The 20,048-nt window shown below is 45.0% G+C and carries 17 protein-coding genes and 2 pseudogenes; 5 read left to right on the plus strand and 14 right to left on the minus strand.

Annotated elements, in window-relative coordinates:
- Nucleotides 1-14: 14 nt before the first annotated feature.
- The gene (locus AF_RS09325; protein ID WP_010879348.1) at nucleotides 15-1,439 is read right to left on the minus strand and encodes an acetyl-CoA hydrolase/transferase family protein; all 1,425 of its coding nucleotides are present in this window, start codon (nucleotides 1,437-1,439) and stop codon (nucleotides 15-17) included.
- Between the two features lie 180 nt (nucleotides 1,440-1,619).
- Between AF_RS09325 and AF_RS09330 the strand changes: the two genes are divergently transcribed.
- From AF_RS09330 to larC, 3 genes and pseudogenes are all read left to right on the plus strand, one after another.
- Nucleotides 1,620-3,293, plus strand: a complete 1,674-nt coding sequence (locus AF_RS09330) for a class I adenylate-forming enzyme family protein (protein WP_010879349.1) — start codon at nucleotides 1,620-1,622, stop codon at nucleotides 3,291-3,293.
- A 135-nt stretch (nucleotides 3,294-3,428) separates the two neighbouring features.
- The gene (locus AF_RS09335; RefSeq protein WP_010879350.1) at nucleotides 3,429-5,273 is read left to right on the plus strand and encodes a hypothetical protein; all 1,845 of its coding nucleotides are present in this window, start codon (nucleotides 3,429-3,431) and stop codon (nucleotides 5,271-5,273) included.
- A 54-nt stretch (nucleotides 5,274-5,327) separates the two neighbouring features.
- A pseudogene (gene larC / locus AF_RS09340) lies at nucleotides 5,328-6,481 on the plus strand (nickel pincer cofactor biosynthesis protein LarC).
- Here larC and AF_RS09345 read toward each other — a convergent pair.
- From AF_RS09345 to AF_RS09395, 13 genes are all read right to left on the minus strand, one after another.
- Nucleotides 6,468-7,805 (minus strand): FAD-dependent oxidoreductase, encoded by a 1,338-nt coding sequence (locus AF_RS09345; RefSeq protein WP_048064476.1) that lies wholly within the window; start codon nucleotides 7,803-7,805, stop codon nucleotides 6,468-6,470. The pseudogene larC and the gene AF_RS09345 overlap by 14 nt on opposite strands.
- 154 nt (nucleotides 7,806-7,959) lie before the next feature.
- A complete protein-coding gene (locus AF_RS09350) occupies nucleotides 7,960-8,829 on the minus strand; it encodes a hypothetical protein (protein ID WP_010879352.1) in 870 nt (289 codons plus the stop codon).
- A 7-nt stretch (nucleotides 8,830-8,836) separates the two neighbouring features.
- On the minus strand, nucleotides 8,837-9,010 hold the full coding sequence (locus AF_RS13140) for a hypothetical protein (protein ID WP_010879353.1): 174 nt from the start codon (nucleotides 9,008-9,010) through the stop codon (nucleotides 8,837-8,839).
- 120 nt (nucleotides 9,011-9,130) lie between these two features.
- Nucleotides 9,131-9,256 (minus strand): hypothetical protein, encoded by a 126-nt coding sequence (locus AF_RS13760; protein ID WP_257640131.1) that lies wholly within the window; start codon nucleotides 9,254-9,256, stop codon nucleotides 9,131-9,133.
- Between the two features lie 36 nt (nucleotides 9,257-9,292).
- On the minus strand, nucleotides 9,293-10,324 hold the full coding sequence (cmr6, locus tag AF_RS09355; RefSeq protein ID WP_010879354.1) for a type III-B CRISPR module RAMP protein Cmr6: 1,032 nt from the start codon (nucleotides 10,322-10,324) through the stop codon (nucleotides 9,293-9,295).
- Nucleotides 10,321-10,788: a type III-B CRISPR module-associated protein Cmr5 gene (cmr5, locus tag AF_RS09360; RefSeq protein ID WP_010879355.1), complete on the minus strand. Its 468-nt coding sequence runs from the start codon at nucleotides 10,786-10,788 to the stop codon at nucleotides 10,321-10,323. Before cmr5 ends, cmr6 begins: the two co-directional genes overlap by 4 nt.
- Nucleotides 10,769-11,827 carry a type III-B CRISPR module RAMP protein Cmr4 gene (gene cmr4, locus AF_RS09365; RefSeq protein WP_048064477.1) on the minus strand — a complete coding sequence of 353 codons (1,059 nt, stop codon included), beginning with the start codon at nucleotides 11,825-11,827 and terminating at the stop codon, nucleotides 10,769-10,771. Before cmr4 ends, cmr5 begins: the two co-directional genes overlap by 20 nt.
- On the minus strand, nucleotides 11,820-12,134 hold the full coding sequence (gene crn3, locus AF_RS09370) for a CRISPR-associated ring nuclease Crn3/Csx3 (RefSeq protein ID WP_010879357.1): 315 nt from the start codon (nucleotides 12,132-12,134) through the stop codon (nucleotides 11,820-11,822). The genes cmr4 and crn3 overlap by 8 nt, the downstream gene beginning before the upstream one ends.
- Nucleotides 12,115-13,080, minus strand: a complete 966-nt coding sequence (locus tag AF_RS09375) for a hypothetical protein (RefSeq protein ID WP_010879358.1) — start codon at nucleotides 13,078-13,080, stop codon at nucleotides 12,115-12,117. The genes crn3 and AF_RS09375 overlap by 20 nt, the downstream gene beginning before the upstream one ends.
- Nucleotides 13,081-14,106, minus strand: coding sequence for a type III-B CRISPR module-associated protein Cmr3 (gene cmr3, locus AF_RS09380; protein WP_010879359.1), 1,026 nt, complete (start codon nucleotides 14,104-14,106; stop codon nucleotides 13,081-13,083).
- Nucleotides 14,103-17,048: a type III-B CRISPR-associated protein Cas10/Cmr2 gene (gene cas10 / locus AF_RS09385; protein ID WP_143274454.1), complete on the minus strand. Its 2,946-nt coding sequence runs from the start codon at nucleotides 17,046-17,048 to the stop codon at nucleotides 14,103-14,105. Before cas10 ends, cmr3 begins: the two co-directional genes overlap by 4 nt.
- A gap of 5 nt (nucleotides 17,049-17,053) precedes the next feature.
- Complete coding sequence (gene cmr1, locus AF_RS09390) at nucleotides 17,054-18,037, minus strand: type III-B CRISPR module RAMP protein Cmr1 (protein ID WP_048064480.1); 984 nt, start codon at nucleotides 18,035-18,037, stop codon at nucleotides 17,054-17,056.
- A 57-nt stretch (nucleotides 18,038-18,094) separates the two neighbouring features.
- Nucleotides 18,095-18,736 (minus strand): CRISPR-associated transcriptional regulator Csa3, encoded by a 642-nt coding sequence (locus AF_RS09395; protein WP_010879362.1) that lies wholly within the window; start codon nucleotides 18,734-18,736, stop codon nucleotides 18,095-18,097.
- Between the two features lie 90 nt (nucleotides 18,737-18,826).
- Here AF_RS09395 and csa5 point away from each other — a divergent pair, with 90 nt between their 5' ends.
- A complete protein-coding gene (gene csa5 / locus AF_RS09400) occupies nucleotides 18,827-19,165 on the plus strand; it encodes a type I-A CRISPR-associated protein Csa5 (RefSeq protein ID WP_231487488.1) in 339 nt (112 codons plus the stop codon).
- Nucleotides 19,158-20,000, plus strand: a pseudogene (gene cas7a / locus AF_RS09405) (type I-A CRISPR-associated protein Cas7/Csa2); the annotation flags it as partial. The gene csa5 and the pseudogene cas7a, both read left to right, overlap by 8 nt.
- Between the last annotated feature and the right edge of the window lie 48 nt (nucleotides 20,001-20,048).

Consider the following 20,048-nt stretch of genomic DNA (forward strand, 5'->3'; position numbering starts at 1 on the left):
TAAGAAAGAGCTCACTAATCCCTCCTGTAAATCACCCCATCCGCCTTTCCTGCAGGGATGGAGTACTTTGGAGGCAGGATACCGAGCTTCCTTGCCTCCTCCTCCAGCCAGTCCCTGTGGTCTGGATGGGCAAGCTGAATCATTGCCGCTGCCCTCTTGTAGATTGGCAGACCTCGCAGATAGGCAATTCCCCACTCTGTAGCTACATACTGCACAACCGACCTCGGAACTGTCACCCCAGCACCTGTTGGTAGAGCGGGGATAATTCTTGAGGTGCCGTTGTAGGTTGAGTAGGTCGCCAGAACGCTCTTCCCCTGCCTGTCGAAGCTGTAGAAGCAGCCAAGCACGAAGTCAAGCTGCCCTCCTGTACCGCTGATCTGGAATATCTTGCCGCTTGGAGACGTTAGACCAATCTGCCCGGAGTTTATCTGTCCCATGAGGTCTATCTGGGCAACCTGATTGAGGGAGAACATCTTCGGCTGCTGGGCAACAACGAAGGGGTTGTTGGTGTACTCAACGGGATAGGTTGCGACCTCTGGATTCCTGTCGAGGAAATCGTAGAGCTTTCTTGTTCCAAGGGCAAAGGAGAACACAGCCTTTCCCCTGTCAAGCTTCTTGTTCTGGTTGGTAACTATCCCCTCCTCCATCAGCTCCATCAGTCCGTCTCCCATCATCTCGGTGTGGATGCCCAAGTCCTTCAGTCCTGCTTCCTTCAGCATCCTGACAACCGTGTTGGGCAATCCACCAATGCCAACCTGAAGCGTTGAGCCATTCTCAATCAGCCCTGCCTCCATGATGTTCTCGGCTATCATCTCATCCTCCTTTGATGGTGGGGGTAAGAAGGGCAGGAAGGGTGTGGGGAACTCATTGTCCTCAACAATGTAATCAACTTCCGAAATGTGGATGCACTCGTCGTAACCTCCATTCACCCAAGGCATGTCCTTCTTAACCACCACAACAACCTTCTCTGCCCCCTCAGCTATGGATTTCAGGAAGGTGCAGGTGACTCCGAAGTTGAAGAAGCCGTGCCTGTCCATTGGCGTCGTGACGAGGAAAGCTATGTCCGTGTACTTCTTCCCTCCCTTCAAAACTCCACCAAGCTCCTTCGCTATGTATCCCGCATCCGACAGAACTCCGGGGCGGTGCACGCAGGGCCCAAGCTCCTTGCTGCACTTCCTTACTGGTTCGTAGAGGAAGCAGCTTTCCCACTTAATCTTCTCCTGCTCAGGGTCAGCCTTCAAGAACTCGTAGTGGGCGATGTCGATGAAGGTTCCGACCTCCACATGGCTGAGCTCGTCCTTCCTCTTTGCAAGGTACTTGTCGATAATAAGGGCAGTGTTGGCAGAACCGCCAATTTCGATGTGCATTCCATCCTTTACGAGGTTTGCAGCCTCTTCGGGGCTGATGAGCTTTCTTTCATATTCTTTCTGGTAGTCCATATCACCACCTCTACCTTAAAAATTATGCTGACAATTTAACCTTTTCTAAAAAGATTTTGCGGTAGTTTAGGAAATTTTTTAAAATTAAAGATATTGAAAGTTCATTGTCAACATTTAAACAATTTTAACATTACCAACTTTAATCGGGAAATTTTTTAAGGGATTTGGCAATTATAGATTATGGTAGTTCTCTACGGGAAGGATGTGGTGGACAGATACGTTGCAGAGGGATGGTGGGACAACGTAACGCTTTTTGAGAGATTCAGGAGGAACTGCAAGAGAAATCCTGAAAGGACTGCTGTTGTTGACCCTCCAAACAAGGAGGAGCTCGTGGGTTTTAAGCCTGAAAGGTTGAGTTATGCTGAGCTCAGCGATTTTGATGACAGACTGGCCTCATTTCTGCTCGATAACGGAGTTTTCAAGGATAGCTGCGTTTTGGTGCAGCTTCCCAATACGGTGGAGCTAATTGCTGCATACCTCGCAACGTGGAGGGCTTCAGCCTTCATCTCTCCCGTTCCAATGCAGTGGAGGGAGCACGAGATGGGGCATGTTTGCAGGGTTTTGCAGCCAAAGGTTTTCATAACAGCAGACACCTTCAAAGGCTTCGACCACGCTCAGATGGCCTCCAGGATTAAGGAGGCTTTTCCGAGCATTGAGAAAGTCGTAACGTATTCCCAGCTTTACGAGATTTGCAGAAACTACCGCATAAGGGAGGATCTTGATGAGGCGTCATCCTTTGCATCTGGAAACGATATTGCCGTGGTGCAGTGGACCTCAGGAACCGAAGCCGAGCCCAAAGCCTGTCCCCTCTCCCACAACAACTGGGGCTTTCTGCGCTTTCTTTACGATGGAGAGAGATACAGAGGAGGGCTGCTGAGCGATGGGGATGTTATAATGAACCCGGCCCCCATAGTGAATATGACAGGAATTGGAGTTGGCCTCATTCCGTGGATCATGTGCTCCGGAACCTTTGTTCTGCACCACCCCTTCGAACCAATGCTCTACGTCAGGCAGCTGATTGAGGAGGGTGTGAACTTCACTCTCGCTCCTCCTGCTGTTGTTGTTGCAATTCTAAAACATCCCATGGCTTCACAGCTCAGCTTTGACAAGCTGAAGTACTTCGCCCAAGGCTCGGCACCTCCACCACCATGGACTTTTGTCGAGCTGAAAAACAGGGGGATAGAGCCGATGAACATCTGGGGGCAGAATGAGGGGACTGGACTGTTCTCCTACGACAGGACAATCCCTGATCTGGAGAAGAGGGCAAGGAGCTTTCCCATTCCGGATAAAGTAAGGGATTTGCCCTTCTTCAGGGCTATAGAGATAAAGATTGTTGACGAGAGTGGTAAGGAGATGAAGGAGCCGGGCAGTGTGGGAGAGCTGTGCTACAGAAGCCCACTTACGATGCCATGCTACTACCGCCAGCCTGAGTTGACGAAGAAGTCCTTTGATGCTGACGGCTTCTTCCACACAGGTGATCTGTTTGAGGTAGTTGATGATACTACAATCGCCTTCTTCGACAGAAAGAAGGACATAATAATCAGAGGAGGGTTCAATGTAAGCTCCGCTGAGGTGGAGGACGTCGTCAAGAAGCACCCCAACGTATTGGATGCTGCAGCAGTGGGTGTTCCTGACGAGAGGCTCGGGGAGAGAGTTGGCTTGTACGTTGTTCCAAAGCCCGGCACTACCGTAACGCTGGAAGACATAAAGAAGCACATGGAGGAGAGCGGAGTTGCAGTTTACAAGTGGCCTGAAGTGGTGGTTGTTGTTGACGAGATTCCAAGAAATCCTGTGGGGAAGGTTCTGAAGAGTAGGCTGAGGAAGGAGATCGTTGAGAGGATGAAAGCTGGTTAAGTAGCATCAATTTTTTATTACTAAATAACACATTCTCTTATTTTAAGAATAATTTTTTATTTAAATTTTAAACCGAAACTTTTTTTATATTTTCATGCTAATTTTAAGTTAACCTAAAACTGAGGTGATTAAAGGATGGAAGAGAGGGAAAAAGTTGTTTTTGCTGCAACTCTTGCAGCAACGTTTAAGCCAGACTTGATGACGAACGACAAAATTGAAGCTGCAACGAAGGGTCATGGAACGCTCGTAATACCGGTTCTCTGTGCCGCAAACTCAATTGCTGAAGACATGTTCGGTGCAGTTGAGGAGCCCGGAATGAGGCTGATGGGTTCAGCAACCCTTGTTGATGCTGCCGCACCGCTACTCCCGCTCGACCTTGTAATTCAGAAGGCCGTTAATGAAGCAAAGAACGCCGGAGCATCGCCGGAGAATGCGGCGCTGATCGTTGCTGCCCTCGCTTACTTCTCCGGAGCCGCTGCAAGGGCAGGAGTTCCAATGGCAAACAGAAAGCTGGGAGCGATGGCCAGAATGCACGCAGGAGCCAGCAGAACGAGCGGTATAGCACTTGTTACAAACAAATTCACGCATAGGATGCCCACCTTTCCGGCCTACAAAGCAGTTTTCGAGCAGCTCCTCGATAAGAAGCTTACTAGAGTTGACGGCTCCGTTCTGCCACCCTTTATTGCAGGCGGAGCCATTTACGGACACAGCGCTCTTGGTGAGGATGTTAACATTCCCGAACTCGCTAAGAATGCCGCAAAGGTTGGAACTGAGGCCATGATGAGAGCCATGGAAGGGGCTGGAATTACACCCTATCCGCTCTGGCCCGCTTTGATTGGCGCAACAGTCGCAATGGAGATCTTGCATCCAGACGCCTTCCTGGGTGAGGAATACGGCGCGTTTGGGAGCGTTGATTCAGCGTACATGGCAGGAAAAGGTGCTGCTGAGGCTGCCGGACTGCCTGAGAAGATTCATGTACGCGGAACGGGGGAGGAGTTTGATACAGCAAGAGTCATCGGTGATTTCGGTCTTATACTGAAGGACATAGGCGGGTCGTCAGTTATAGACTCAATGGCTCTCAACGAGATTTTTGCAGGTTTTGAGGAGTCACCGATAATCGGTGCTGGCTTCTCTGGAGGGCCCGTCAACCCACCGCTTGGACACCTCTGCGGGGATAGCGTACCTGCAATCAGGCTGCTCATGAAGTACGAAGGGGACATCTACAAAGTTGCTGAGGAAATAAGGAACTACAAGATGAACTCGTTCATCGACCCAGAGATGGCGCTTTGCGCTCTAAACACCATAACGAGAAAGGCTGAAGAGGTCAAGAGAGGACCTGTAACCAGAGCATGCATGATAGCAAGTGAAAACGTGAGAGGCAGAGCAGTTTACAGGAGGGCCGTGAAAGCATACGAGATGCTGAAGGAGGGTAAGAGCGTTGATGAAGTCGCAAAGGCTCTGGATGAAGAGAGAAAGGCATACGTGGAAAAGAGAGGCTCGGCAATTCTCTCGGCGTTCACAGGCAAGAAGATAGAGTTCAGGTTTACGGAGCTCAGACCTCAGGCGAGAAGGACGGATGGATTCACCAAGAAGTACTGGGGCTTCGACTCGTACATCTCCTACGACGTTACAATAGACGGGAAGACCTACCACATTGAGAACCTGTCCGCAAAGGCTGTTGTGGACTTCGCTCTTGAAGGTAAAGGCAGAGACGACCCTGACTACGGAACCGCTTTATTTGCAGGCGCTGTATTGGCACAGGAGCTTCAGTATATCGGGCACACGATCATCAACGTCACCGTTCCGGCAGCGGTTGCAGCGATCCTTGGTGCTGATGAAAAGGATGCAGCAAAGATGGCCGAAAATGGAGCTTACCTGACAAGGGCCATTCCAGGTGCCAAGAACAACGCCAAGGAGGTTGCGAAGCTTGCGAAAATGATATACTCAAGATTACAGGAGAAGGGCGAAATATTACCTTGATTTTTTATGAGAATTCTTATTTTTGACCCGAAAATAGCAGGCGTATCAGGAGATATGCTCCTCTCTTCACTCATCGACCTTACAAACTCCCTTGACGAGGTGTTAGAGCTTGAGGAGGTAATAAACAGGCTGGACTCGTGCAGGAAGTTCAAGGTAAACGTCGTGGAAAGGGATGCTGGAATCAGGGCGAAAGGGCTTGAAATCGAGATTGAAGAGAGAAAGCTGGCAAACCCTTCGGAATTCAAGAGGGCGGTGGAGTTCGTTGTGAATCACATGGACCTGCCAGAAAGGGGAGCAAAATGGTCTGGAATGTAATTGATGACCTCATAAGCGCTGAAGCCGCGCTTCACGGTAATAACTTTCACCTTCACGAGGTTGCGTCTCTCGACACTATTTTTGACGTTGTGGGAAGCGCCGCGCTACTCTGCAGAAACGGCTACCTCGACGCGGAAATCTACACGACTCCACCAGCGCTAGGCGGAGGGAGCATAGAAATAGCTCACGGCAGAATAACCATTCCTGCTCCAGCCACTCTCGAAATTCTTAGGAGACATAAGTTCCGCTACTCCAACTTCAACGTTGATGCCGAACTTACAACACCAACCGGCGCTGCAATCCTCGCAAACTTAACGGAAAACATCGTTGACGTTTTTCCACCCATGACACCGTTTAGGGTGGGCTACGGCTCAGGAACAAGGAAAATACATGGCGTTGTCAACGTTTTGAGGGTTGCTGAGGGAGATGCTTTCCAGGCGGTTAACGACAGGATAGTGATTCTGGAAACAAACGTTGACGATGCAAGCGGTGAGATTATAGGCCATGCAGCAACCAGACTATTCGAGGAGGGGGCTGTAGATGTCTATGTAACTCCTGCAATCGGAAAAAAGAATAGGCCTACACACGTAATTTCAGTAATAACTGATTACAAAAACTACTCCCGGCTGGTTGAGCTGCTGATGAGAGAAACGGGAACGATAGGAGTGAGAATCTACGAGCTGCCGAGAATGGTGGCTCAGAGGAAAAAAGAGAGAGTTGAGGTGTTTTTAGAGGGGAAAAAATTCGAGATTACCGTTAAGATATCAAGAGTGGGAGAGAAAGTTATCAACGCAAAGCCGGAGTACGAGGATTTAAAGAGGGTGGCGAGGGAGCTTAATCTGCCACTAAGAGAGGTCGCAAAAAAGGTGGAAAAAATACTCACATCTTCCTGAGCGCATCCTCTGCTGCAAGTATTACTGGTGGGGTGGTGGGAGCTGAAGTTAAAAGCGGATGCGTGCCTATCTGAAGCGTGTCTATCTCTGAGGCGGTCAGGTTGTTCTGGATTGCCATTGCTATCTGATTTACCATTTCTCCAACCTCATATCTCCCAGTAACCTGACCTCCAAGGATTACACCACTCTCCTTGGCAAAGATCAGCTTCACCTTCGTCTTTGCCGCCCCGGGGATACTTGCCAGATGTCTGTTTAAGCTCTCTCCGTAGCCTGCAACGACCTCAAAACCTTCTTTCTTCGCCATCTCCTCAGTAAGGCCTGCAGCGCCGAGTGCAACATCCCCAACGAAGGTTGAGAAAACACCCACCGTTCCCTTGTTCACTCTCACAACCTTGAGAGAGTACAGATTTGCCCCAACAATTCTCGCTTCGAAGGTGGCAGTTGAAGCTAACATTACCCTGCTCGTTTCCCTGGTGAAAAAGTCCTTTTCTTCCGAACAGTCCCCAACGGCGAAAACGTCTTTCTCGCTCGTCCTTCCGTACTCATCCGTCCATATTCTATTTCCTATGCTTATTCTAAGTCCTGCCTTCTTAGCAAGCTCTATGTTCGGACGGTATCCCACCGACATTATGACCACATCTGCCTCAATCTTCCTGCCATCCGCGAGTTCAACAGCTTCTACGCTGGAATTGCCCGTAATCCTCTTAACTGTCGAGTTCAGATAAACTTCTACTCCAAGCTTCTTGAGCTCTTCCTCAGCAATTCTTGCGAATTCCTTGTCAAAAGCGGCTGGAAGCAGCTGATCCATCATTTCCACCATCGTAAACTTTTTCCCAGCTTTAGCAATCTGCTCTCCTACCTCGACACCTATGAACCCGCCTCCGACTATGACAACCTTTTCAGCCTTTTTTACTGCCTCATGCAGTTTTCTGAGCTCTTCTATGTTCTTCGAGACCGTGAAAACTCCTTTCTTCTCAACCCCCTCTATTCTCGGCATCACCGGTGTTGAACCCGTTGCAAAAACAAGCTTCTCGTATGAAATGCTCTTTCCACCCTTCGTTCTCACGACCTTGGCTTTTACGTCAACATCTTCGACCTCATCGATGATGAACTCAATCCCAAGGTTCTCTGCAGGCTTCGTTGGCATCACGTCAGCCTCTACAGAGCCGAGAGTTTTGAAGATGTACGGTATACCGCAAGGCACCAAACTTGTTTCCTCTTTCTTTATTATCGCCACGCTCTTGGCAGGGTAAAACTTTTTAGCCGTCGTTGCTGTGACTATTCCTGCTGGTCCACCTCCGATAATCAAAACGTCGTACTTCATAATACACATGCTCTCGATGAATATTTAAACTTATAAGAATATTAATAAATAAAATCTTTCAGTTATAAACCTTTTGTGAATATTTCTTTTTCTGTTTCGATAGATTAATTATAATGCTCTAAATATTTTCAACGGAACGCAATCAACAACAAAATCAACTCCGAATCCTGAAAAATCCCATCCCGAAGCTCGCCTTTGCTCCACCGCCAATAAGCTCGCCTATTGACAGGAGAGTCAGAGCATTATCGTCAATTTCTGAAATCGAATATCTCGCCCTCCCCGTAACACCGAAAAAAGACCTTAACCCCTGCCTTTTCGACCTGTGATGCAACTCGTGTTTCTCCCAGCTTGATTCCAGTGTTTCAGCTTCGCAGTAAAATTCAGGCACCTCTCCACTGCCATACTCGTTGACGAAGAGGATTAGCCTCCTTCGCACTATGTGAATGAGGAATGGAAGATTTATGGGGGTTTTGGCTTCCATGGGAGTTAGATAATCAACCTCTATCTCCTTTTCCACCTCTCTGGGTTTGATTTTGCCCAGCTCAATGCTACTAAGGTTCTCAACAAAAACCGTTTCGCCATCGTAAACCTCCTTTCCGCTTATGGCATCTGAAATGCTTACTATTTCGTATTTGCTTGTAGCATTGAGCCCCATTTTGCCAAGATATCGGAGACCATATATGATGTGTGGTAAGTACTTGACGTAGTCCCCAAAAACGTTGATGTAAAGCGTTAGCTCTCCTCTTCCGCTTACAGACCTGCCGAAAAAGGGCGGGATGAACACGATGGGGCGTACAGGCTGGGATCTGCCCCTTTTCTGCCTGTCTCTTGTGTAAAGGGCATGGTAGAGGCAGTCATCGACAGACTTGCAGATGTTACAGGATGGTTTAAGGTAGCTGCAGACGGCCTTCAGCAGAACGCTGCCAAAGCCCCCTCTGAACTTGTTGCCGAGGAAGGGCGGAAGGTGATACTGGGGGAAGTAGAGTCTGGCTTTAAGTCTGGTGAGTTGGAGGGAGAAGGACATATTTTGCTCAAAACCTGTTTTGAAGAGAGTTTTTCACAATTATCCCCGTCTTTCCAAGTATTTCGAACATTTCGCTGTAACTCTCAGCTCTTTCGAGTCCTAAAGATGAGATGATGTGTGCAGTCTCAATTATGTCTATCTTGCCTTCGATTATATTCCTGTCAACCCTATCTAATGCCATACCTCAACCTCCTCATTCTCTCGTAGTACTCGTGATACGGGCTTTATGTCCAGATACTCCCATCATTACTCTGTTCCACCCTCCCTCTTTTCATCCTTACAGTGAATGAGGATTGAGTTTTTAGGACGTTAAACATAATCTGGCAGGGACGAGAGTCCTCACATCGTCCCTTGCAAGATTTGCCTCGTATAGTGCAGGCGGTCTGAAGTTTTCATTTACGATTGTGGATAGGCTTTCGGCATTCATTTCTATAAATTTTTCAAACTCGCTTTAAAAATTCTTTTATCTATCATCACGCGCATCAAATCTGCCGTAGCCCAGCGACGTCTTTGCCCCTACTCCGAATTTCTTCAAAGCCTCTTTGAGCAGTTTTTCTGCTTTCTCCGCTAAATCATCCAAATCTCTTGAAGCCACGGCAAAGGTGAATTCAACGCCGGCAGGGACTGTTAAGAAGAAGATTGGATTTGGTGAATGCCAGTCTCCCGGAGGCTCCCCATGCTGGTAGTATGGCTGATAGTGAGGGTTCATTATGTCGAGTTCGAGATTTGGTTTATCTTTTAGTTGCTCAGGCGTAGGGAATGCGTCGAAAAATATCACGCTGCCCTCCTCTTTCTGGGTTCCGAAGATTTTTACTATGTCTCCTACACTAATCACAGTATCTCCAATCTCAACGCGAGTGTTCCGTATAGCTCCGAGCTCGTCGAATTTTTTCTCGAAGAGCTCTTGGATTACAGCAGCAGTTAGATAGTAATCTTCGGGAACGTCATTCTTTTTTATTTTGTCTCTCTTTGCAATCCTCGCCTTCAAGTCTTCCTTTACGCTTTCGTAAATCCTAAGTATCTCGTCACCATTTTCTCTGGCAAGAATGCTGAATGCGTAGTGCTTGGCCACACCCTTTAAAGCAGAGCCGGGTATATACGGGACGCCATAGTTTCTGTGGAGCCTTATTGAAGTTTCGTAAACACTCTCATCACCCAACCCGACTACAAGGCGGGATTTTGTTCTCATGCTAAAGATTTTTGATGAAAAAGAATTAAACAGTCTCTCGTAGTTTTCGAAAAAGACTCTGTATTCATCCAAACTTCTTCTGAGTACAGAATTCAAAAAGTTCTGAAAATCATCAACGTTTTTAAAGATTTCCTTCACCGCCGAAAGTGATGATTTGTAAGACTCTGACCTCCTTTTAACGAATGGCGTCATTTTGTTGAGGATTAAGCTAAGATTGTATATTGCTAACTCTTTTTTCCAGAATTTCTCTGCATAATTTGCTAATTCTGAGTTAACGGGGTATTTTACAACTACATTCGATTTCATAATTCCTCCTCCAGCATAGCCTTGGCAAATTTTTTAATCCAATTAAGAATTGAAAGAGCCTCCTCTGTTGAAATAGCTACGTCTATTGCTGTTTTTTCCATTATGTACTTCAGCGGGTCCTCTCCGTTTGTTAAACCACTAAATGCAGAATCTTTTCCGTTTCCTTCCGCAAGCCAAGTTGAAAGATGCTTGTAAAGAAAGGCATAGGCGATGTTTTCTGCATTTCCAAAGCTTTCCGGGTTTATACTTTTGTAATCGACATCATCAATCGGCTTTTCAAGTTTTGAAAGGAAAAACGCAAGAGTTGCCCCAAGACCATTATTGAGAATTATTGTTGGGGCCTTTTCAGCATAAGAAGAGTACTTTCCCTGAACTTTTTTGTTCTGACTGTATTTATCTTTAATATCTGACACGACTTTAAAGGCGAAACTTGCCCGTTCCTGCTCAATTTCCCTTATGTCCACCGGTCAACACCCCCGCTCTAACTTTCACAAACCCTTTTCCAACAGTTTCATCTCCCCCAATTTGCAGAAATGCATTGTTGAAAGTTACTTTTAAAACATTAACAATTTTCTGAGTGTTGTCCACTTCTTTGGGCAAATTCTCTTTTTTTGGACTGCCTACAGCAATCAGAGAGTACATTAAGGTGTCTGACGGCAAAAATTCCTCGTACCAAAGTCCACCCCGAGCAACTGTACCTTTTTCTGCATCAATTCTAACCCTTGCAACAATCTCAGTTGAGAATCTCGTGAATGATTTGAATACATCATCGCTGACTATTGCAATGCGTTCTTTGATTGATTCTATAGGTTTTCCGAAAAAGTTGTCTCCAAAAAGCGTTTTTAAGACTTCAACTAAATTTTCTATTACATTGCTGTCTGATTTAACTTTCAAGACGATGTCCTCCAAAATTACCTTGTTTTCTCCATTTAGAATTAAGGCATTGCCAGCAATCGTTTCATTATTGCTGAGTTCCACTTTAAATCTTGAAAGAATTTGCTTTAGCTCAATATCATTTTCGATTTCAGAAACTAACTCAAAGTCTTCCTTAAGCCTTTGGATAACTATGGGGCTCGTGACAAAAGCAAAAACCCCCTTAGCGCTCCTCACCGGAAATAGGAGAATTTTAGCGTCTCCAACGCTTACAGCTCCAGCATGCTCTGATGCTCCATCTGTTGCGGGACCGAAAACGATCTCCGTAAGCAGAGGATCTCTTTTTCTCTCTTCAACTTTTTTAATGAATTCATCCGCCTTTTCTTTTAGAACTTCCTTTGTTTTCTCTTTCCACTTCCATTTCTGGCTTTCGACCTCAATTTTTTCATCTAATTCAAGTTGTCTAAACCGACTCCGCAAAACACCCTTCAAACTCTGCCCCCATATAACGGGAAACCCCGTATGCCTTTCCCTCTGTATCGGCAAATCTATAACGCTCAGCTCAGCCCCGCTCCCCGCATGCACGGGTGTTATACTATACAAACCAAAAACCACGGCTTTTTCAAACATGTCGAACACCTCCTTTCAGTATCTCCTCCACAACCACGTCAATAACATCTCCTTCCCTTAGCTCACTGTGGGACTGAACAACCACAGCTCCGAGTCTCGGGTCGTATACTGCCACAAAGGGCGTGTGATGGTACTTGTGGGCTAAAAAGCAGTGGAGCCATATTGGACCTCTTCCAGAGATTACAACTCCTTTTCTCGTATCCACAGAAGGGATCTCGATTTCCTTAAGAATTTCCGGTTTTATCGGCTTTTCGATTTCAAAGTGAATTAAAGTGAAGTTCTTGCGATCAATCACAGCGAATTTCATTGATATCCACCTCTCGAATTACACCCGTATCTTTCCACTCCCTCAATACATTTCTAACATCCACATCGCTTATCAAATTCCAGAGATTCACAATTTTATCAAACATTATACCCTTAGAAACTTTATCTTCTTCAAACTCCAGTATTCTACCCCTGAACTTTGTCAAAAATTGTTTTCCGAGCCCGTAATTCTCAAGAATCCGCTCCACCTCCCTGATGTTCACGAAACCTCTTCCACCAAACAAATTAGAAATATCTTTCATGATGCTACCCATTTCCAAGTTGAATATTGGCAACTCCTGCCATTTCTTGAGAATCTCTATTGTTGCCTGCCTTATGTTTTTGTTACTCGGTTTGTCTATCCACTCTGGCTCCATCAGAGCCACATCATTCTGAAACAGATAGTAATACTTTGAGATCGTTGCCGTGTATGCGCCTGCTGTGAGCATTGCCAGATTAATCTGATTCGTTCCTCCTATCATGTTACCCCAGACTTCCTTATCTTTTAAGGCTCTGAGTATCACTCCAATTTTCTCAAAGCAATCATCAAAATTCTGATGATCTACTTTAACAAGATAGAATTTCTTTAAACAGAATTCCAAATTAAAATTTTTTTCGATGTGTCTAAATAGTTTCTTCAAATACTTCACAATTGGTTTTTCTACCTTCTCTTCAGACCCTCCTGAAAGACTGAACCAATTGGACTTATATTCCAGCTTTTTGCGCCCTTCAATCACATCTCGTGAGGTAAATACCACCAATACTTCAGGTATACCTTTTGTCATTTCGTAACTGCCCTTTTTCTCCGCCTCACTCGAGTACTTGAAAAATTCTTTGGCCTCTTCAATTCCAAGAGCTTGAGCAATCTGAAGAGTGTACACTGCCGTCAATGGTACAGTAACAGCACCCGGTCGAAAGCCTACACCTGAGATGTGATACACACCCATTTACCACACCCCCATAAAGCACAAACCGTAGCCGAGTTTTGTGAGTTTTCCGAGCTTGAGATAAGGCATATCCAACTTGACTTCCCCCTCAAACTCTACAAAATAAACGGAACCCGCTGGAACCGCATATCTTGTTGGTTTAGGCTTTCTGGTAACAAAATCCCACCCGCTGAAAATGACTGGCTTTCCGCCAATGAAATTCACACTCCTCACACGTTCTATTCCGATATCACCGAGCAAATCATAATCTAATTTTGATGAATAACCTTTTGCTCCCAGTATCGCCGGAGTTGCGAGGTAGATTTTTAATCTTCCGGTTTCGTTTATTTTGTCTCTGATCTTTTTCCATTTACTCCTCAGGTTGGTTATACACTCCGGCTCTTCTCTCTTTTCAAACTTAACAAACCTCCTCTCACCACCGACTCCTAAAATCCCCTCGTCATCAAAATCGACGCCATCTTCAACCCAAACAGCTATACCGCAGTCGTCGGAGAACCTTAGCATTTCTACTTGGTAGAAGTGTTCTTCCTTTGTAACCTTAGCCTTTGTAAGTGCTATTCCTACTCTACGTTCTTTCTTAAAAATTTTCTGCCTTTCTACCACAGAATCCTCAGCAATTCTTCCCTGAAGGTAATCAATAAGACCGCTGAACTTTAAAAAGCCGTTGAATGGCCTAAATTTAATGCCCTCAGAATCCATTAGGATTGTAATACCCAATTTGTCAATCCTGTGTGGTTTTACAAGGCCCAGGTTCTGGGTCACATCATGCGGCGATTCTACAAGAAGTTCGAACTTACCATCGTACCTGTAGAAGAAATGACCCAGAATTTCAAATTCAGGCTCCTCTTTTCCAAACCCTATTAGATCTTTCACTTTCGAACCATATTTCACGTAAATTGCAGACCTCACCGCCCCTGCCAATGTTTGAGGTAACGGCAATATTGTGCGCGCTACATGATTGTTTACATCAAAAGGCCGTGGCTCGCGGAATAATAAAGAATCATAAGGCTTCATCACCAAAATCATTTAGCTCCACCTCTAATTGACTCATATAAGATTTTTACAAGATTTAAGAATCCCCGCACCTGTTTTCTGATTACATCTACTGCTTTTTCGTATTTATCAAGAAATGTCTCTAAGTTTGCCCCATCACTTATGTATTTGTTGATTTCTTCGTCATTACCTTCCAGCTCAACTCTAACTCCCTGATGACCTCTGGCAAAAACTGACTGAAACTCTTCAGCCAAATTTTTATCTATAGAATGTCTAACTGCCTCATATTTAACGAGCTGGTGTAGAAACTCTTTACTGATGACATCTGCGAAATTCAGGAGTTCATAAATAATTCGGGGAGAAACCTGCTCTTTTACCAGCAGATTGGCAACCGCTTTTGCATCTTCCAGTGTTTCGAAGTTAACAACACTTTCATAGTAGCTACCACTCCTTTTCAGCAGTCCAACAGCAATTGCATTTCTACCGAGTTTTTTAGCTTTTTGAAGCAGTTCCCGTGTTTTTTCAAGTGCATCGTAAAGCGGATGCTTATAGTGAACTATTAAAAGACCTGCGCTGAGTTTGTTTCCCGGCAACATTTCCCAGCCATTCCACGAGGTTGAGAAGGTCATTGCTAATTCTGTAGCAACATCAAAGGCGGTATCTACAGGTAGCAAAACGAGAACGTCATCTCCACCTGAGTAAATGAGCGTTCCGTTGCCTTTTCTAACTACATCTGGGACATGGTTCACCGAGAAATTTTTCAATGCCCTGCTTATCGAAGAGTGGGCTGCAGGAGTGATTAGTCTTCTAACTGTTTTTGCTTTTACTCTCAACGCATCACTTACTCTCTCCAAAATGGCTGAGTGTAAATAATGCTCAGCAGTTTTAAGCTTCTCACCGCTGAGCAATTTCCCCATTTCGTCCCCATCCATCATCAGTATGGCATAGTACTTCGGAGGCTCTCCCAACATCTTATATACTTCAGATAGTCTTTCTCTTAACTCGGAAATCATGGTTTCGTAATTTTTAACATCGTCTAAACCGAGTTTAGCAGCGTCGAAACCGAGTGTATCGAGCAGTGTATTAAAGTCTCGCAACCGCTCTGAGTACAGAATCTCATTGCTGAAATTCCTGTTCAGCCCCTCCAAGAACTCCTCCGGATATACCTTTCTGCTTTTGAGCTCGGATTTGACGTTGTTTATTAAGGTCTGAACAGAATGCTTCAAGTTCTCCAATTTACCCAATAACTTCTCATCATCAACATTTTTTAGTCCTCTCAGGTAATCATAAACCTCCTTCCAGGTAATACCATGCTTTGTTCTCCTGCACATCGCAACCTCGCTTACACTTTCAATATCCGGAACTACCTTACCTACCCCTTCAAAAATATCCAGAGTCTCAATGAACTTTGGATAGAACCTTTTAACAGCGCAGACAGCACATAGACGTTCATTGCTGCGAAGGTGGGAGGGCCATCGCTTATGAATTTTCCCCCAAACATTTTCCATCATTTCCCGGCTTTCGCCACCTATGGCCAGATGCTCACCACAAAGCGTGCATTTGTATCCTGCGGGTTCGGCTGGTTTGTCGAAATGCGTCGATTCAATCGCATTTAACACAGTCAGGATTTCGTAGTAAAGAGAGTAAAGGTCGTATTTGGTTGGTCGATTGTTGCTTGCCTCCACACTACCAAGCATATCAAGCCATTGCAGATATTTACTTTCTATTGCATTTGGCAAGCCAAGACTTCTGACAAAATCTTTTACCTTTTCATAAGCTTCCTCTTTGCTCCCAGAAACATCTACATCATGGATTTTAAGAGAGCTCAGGGTTAAGGTGAAACGTTTGAGCAAAATTTCTTTGTGAATTTCTTTTTTGTCACCTAAATGTTTTAGAGCGTCACTGTGTTCCAAGGCCCCAACAATAACCTCATTCCAGAGTTTGTCAAATAAATCAGCCAAGAAGCTCTCAATTTCGTTCCTGATGCCTTCTCTTAAATTGTTTAGCTCCTTTTCATCGCTAACACCTACGAGTGCCAGGAATTTATTGGGAACAGACGCTATTTTAAGGCTGTGAGAATCTGAAAACTCCCAGATTTTCTTTGAATGTAACCAAGCATGGAAAAAGGGATTTCCCCTCAAGTGAGGATATATCACGACATCTGGACCGAATTTATCAGCGATGAATGAGATTGCTTTGAAGGTTAAAGTTGAAAGCATGTGGCTCGCTGCCCACAGATCTTTTTCTTTCCTCGCATCAGCAATGAACTTCTGAACGGGGCTAATTTTAAAAAGCACCAACACAGGCTTTTTTCCGTCAATTTCAGCACCGAAAATGGCCGAAGTGGCGTCTGCATGGTCAAATAGCGTATGGTCCGGGCTAAGAGTATATGCAGGTAAATTCACGAACTCCTCTGCGAAGCTTGCCGAAAACTCCTCCTCCAAGGCTTCCTTTAGCTTCTCGGCGTAAAATGCCCATAGTGAAATGTAGAGGTCTTTTGGGTCACTGTATCTATTCTTAAAGTCATCAAAGACTTTCTTTTCTATTTTAAGAATTCTGCTAAGTATCTCTTGAAACTGCTCCTCGTAATCTTCTTTGCCCTCATCATCAACGTCGTAAACCTCCCTCTGTGTTTGAGGAAGATTGGCTAAAATTGTGCCGTACTCCTTAATCTCCCCGGTTACGGGGTGCCTTATAATTGGTTGGCCTATGTACTCATATTTTTCCGTGTTGTGAATCCTGTCAAATGTCGATTTCAGTTCTTTTTTGTGGATACTCTTTTCAAGGTCTACTCTTTGTAAGGATGATGCTTGTATATCAGCATTTTTTATTATTCTTTTTAGAGATTTGCTTGGTTTTAGTTCTCCAAGAATAAATGAGGCTCTTCGTTCATGCGTTTTAAGTTCAAACGACTTATCTGGAGGGTCATGGAAGAAAGCCCTAATTTTGTTTAACCAGAATTCGTTGTCAGCCATTTTATTCACCTCTCTGGGTAAATTCTCTCTGCCCCGATATTTTCCAGAAACACGAAAATATTGTCCCACTTCACATTCATTCCCGGTTTGAATATTTTAGTCTTAAAAACCGACACCCTTACATGGTACTTTTCGGAAAGTTCTGTTATCCCGACTTTAATAGGAGATGCTCTCCTGTCTTTTTTTGTACCTCTCGGTAAACCAAAAACAAAATCACGGTATCCGTAGTTAGACAAGTGGTTATTTTTGTTCTTAAATTCTTTTTCAAACAAATCAAGAAGGGTTAACCGCTCATTTTCTAAATTGTTGCTCCGATAATATACCTCTTCCAATTCAGCCTTTTCCCCCCACAAGAACAGGTAGAAACACCAAAAAGAAGAATAACTTGTGCAATTTTTATTTTCATGATCACAAAGAAACGTCTTTTTTAGAATTTTAGCAATTTCTACAGTGAGATCATTCACCATCTGCCCCAACTGATTTTTATTTTTAGGCAAATCTATTAGTTGCACATCGGATTTTAAACTTGAAATTTTGAGTGACCCCGCTCCACGAGAGCATCTAAAACCAATCCCACCAAAATACACCAACCCAATTAAAGAATAGCAGGCTAACTTAAGAACTTCTTCATCATCCGAAGTTAAAAGCAGCGTGAATTTCGATCCGGGAGCGATTGCTCTTTGAGATACTCTTGTTGTAACACCTTTCTTCTTTTTCCAAACCATTGGTAGTGGACAGAACCTCTCTTCCACGTGTTCTTTTACAACTTCAACCACCACCCTACTCTCCCGCTTTGTGCTTCCAAAAACGTACTCCTCAACCCTCCTCAACCCCTCAACATCATTGCCAAAATAGCTCCCGGACAGAGCCCTGAACCACCACCTCATCAAGCCTTTAATCGATGCAGCCCTGATTTCGGCTTTGCTCTGATTAGCACCGCGCATGAAAACAGGAGTGATAGCCTCAAGAGTAAAGGTAGCACTGTACATGCACACTGGCTATCAAAGGAAAATATTAAGCTTTCGAAATGTGCTCATTTTACAGTGTTACGGTACAATCAACCCAGCGAGTTCGGTTGCACTCACAATCAGGGGCTTTCTCTTCTTCACCTCAATCAACCCCATCTTCTCAAGAGCTGCAAGATGCCTCCTTATGGTGCTCTCATCCTTGCCCAAGTGCTTGGATAAGCCTCTCACGTCTCTCAGCCCGTTCATAACGGCCTTAAGGACTTCAACTTTATCATCACCAAGCGGTGACTTGACTATTTTCAGAACTCCAACGGGCAGCTCCACAATATCAGAGAAATCTTCTTTCTCAATCTCAACTTTCAGGTTTTCTGGCAGCCCCAACATGCATGCGAGAAGCACGATGACGACCAAAACTCTCATACCTCCGCTGATATTAACAACAACCAAATCATAGCCCTCAACCTCTTTGATTTTATCCGCAACCTCTCTGATTGCTTTTTCAACACTCTTCAGCTCAACCTGTAGAACTTCAACCTCCACCCTGTCTCCGTAGGAAGTTTCCAGAAGCTTTCGAATCCACTCGTAAGCCTTTGCCACTCTTTCAACCATCTGCGTCGTTATAAGGATTACTCTGTCCCCTTCTTTGATTCCGTGCCGGAGTATGGCTCTGTAACAGAATTTTTCGTCAAAGCCGAGTGTGGCGATTAGTGCAGTTCTCATACACGTTGTTAATTTGAAAGCAATATTTAGCCTTTTCCGATGTATATTGGTAGCAGAAAGATTTATATTAAATGAAGTATGAGTTCTACCATGAGTTTCGACAATTTAGCAAAGGTCCTTGCAGTTCTCGTCGCAGAGCAGGGAAGCTACACCTACGTTGACAAGCTCGGATACGTGCCCTCTAAGGATTTAGCAGTTTTTTACCTGAAGGAGGCCTTGAGAGACCTCCATTCCATCCAGCAGAAGGAAAAATTTGAAAATGAGAAGGCCAGAGAACTGGTTGGAAAGATTGACTACGAGAGGGTGGAGAAAGAGCTTGAAGATATAGCCAAAACTGACGAGAGGAAGGAGCTGAGAGAGAAGACCTCTCTCATCGCTGCTAAGGCTCTTGCCCTCTCAGCAAAATTGGGAGGTGGTAGTGGTGAGTGACGTTTTCGTTTCGGTAAGAGGAAGAGTTATGCTCAATGTGGAAGCAATGAACATGACTGAGAGCGTTGGAAATTACGTGAAGCACAGAAGAGTGCCCGTAGTTTTGCCTGACGCAAAATACACAACATACTTTGTTCCTGCAATCAGTGGTGAAAGCATTGCCCATGGCTTTCAGGAGGTTCTTGCAGAGGTTGGCAAAAAGAATGGGCTGAAGGTTTGCAAGCTATGTGAGAAGGGAATTTTCCTTAAGAGCACCAACGAGAACGTTTTCAAGGAGTCCTTCTCATCAGACCCGCCAAAGGACGATTTCGAGTTTGAAAAAACAGTAATTGAAAATTGCATTGTTGAGGATGTTGGTGGATTCCTTTACGCTCCCAGAGCAGGTGGAAACGTAAAAAGAACGTCAAACTTCTACACCGGCTACATGATTCCCGTAAGGGAGTCCATAGAGGGAGCAGTAATAGAGCCTCAGCTTCACTCAAGGTACGCCCTCGGCACTCCCTTCGTTGAGGGAGGGCAGGGACAGATGATTTACTACGTGGAGCTTTCTTCAGCGGTTTACACTTTCAGCTTTGACCTTGATACGAGGTACATTGGAAGGACGACCTTCAGCTATGAAAAAGCTGGGACAGAGGTGGGGAAGAGGAGTGAAAGAATTAACGCAGCTCTTGAAGCCCTAAAGAAGTTTCTCATCGAGTTCGCCTTTGGAGCAAAGAAAACGAGGTTTTTGCCAGTAATGGAATGGGATTCCTTAGTTGTGGCAGTTTCTGACGACGTGTGGACTGTCCCAAGCCCCTACACTGCAGGCTACATAGATAACGCAAGGAAGAAAAAGGAGAAGGTTAACTTCAACACGAAGCTCTTTGTTTACCCCGAAGGTGGA

The organism is Archaeoglobus fulgidus DSM 4304, from assembly GCF_000008665.1.
Lineage (GTDB): Archaea > Halobacteriota > Archaeoglobi > Archaeoglobales > Archaeoglobaceae > Archaeoglobus > Archaeoglobus fulgidus.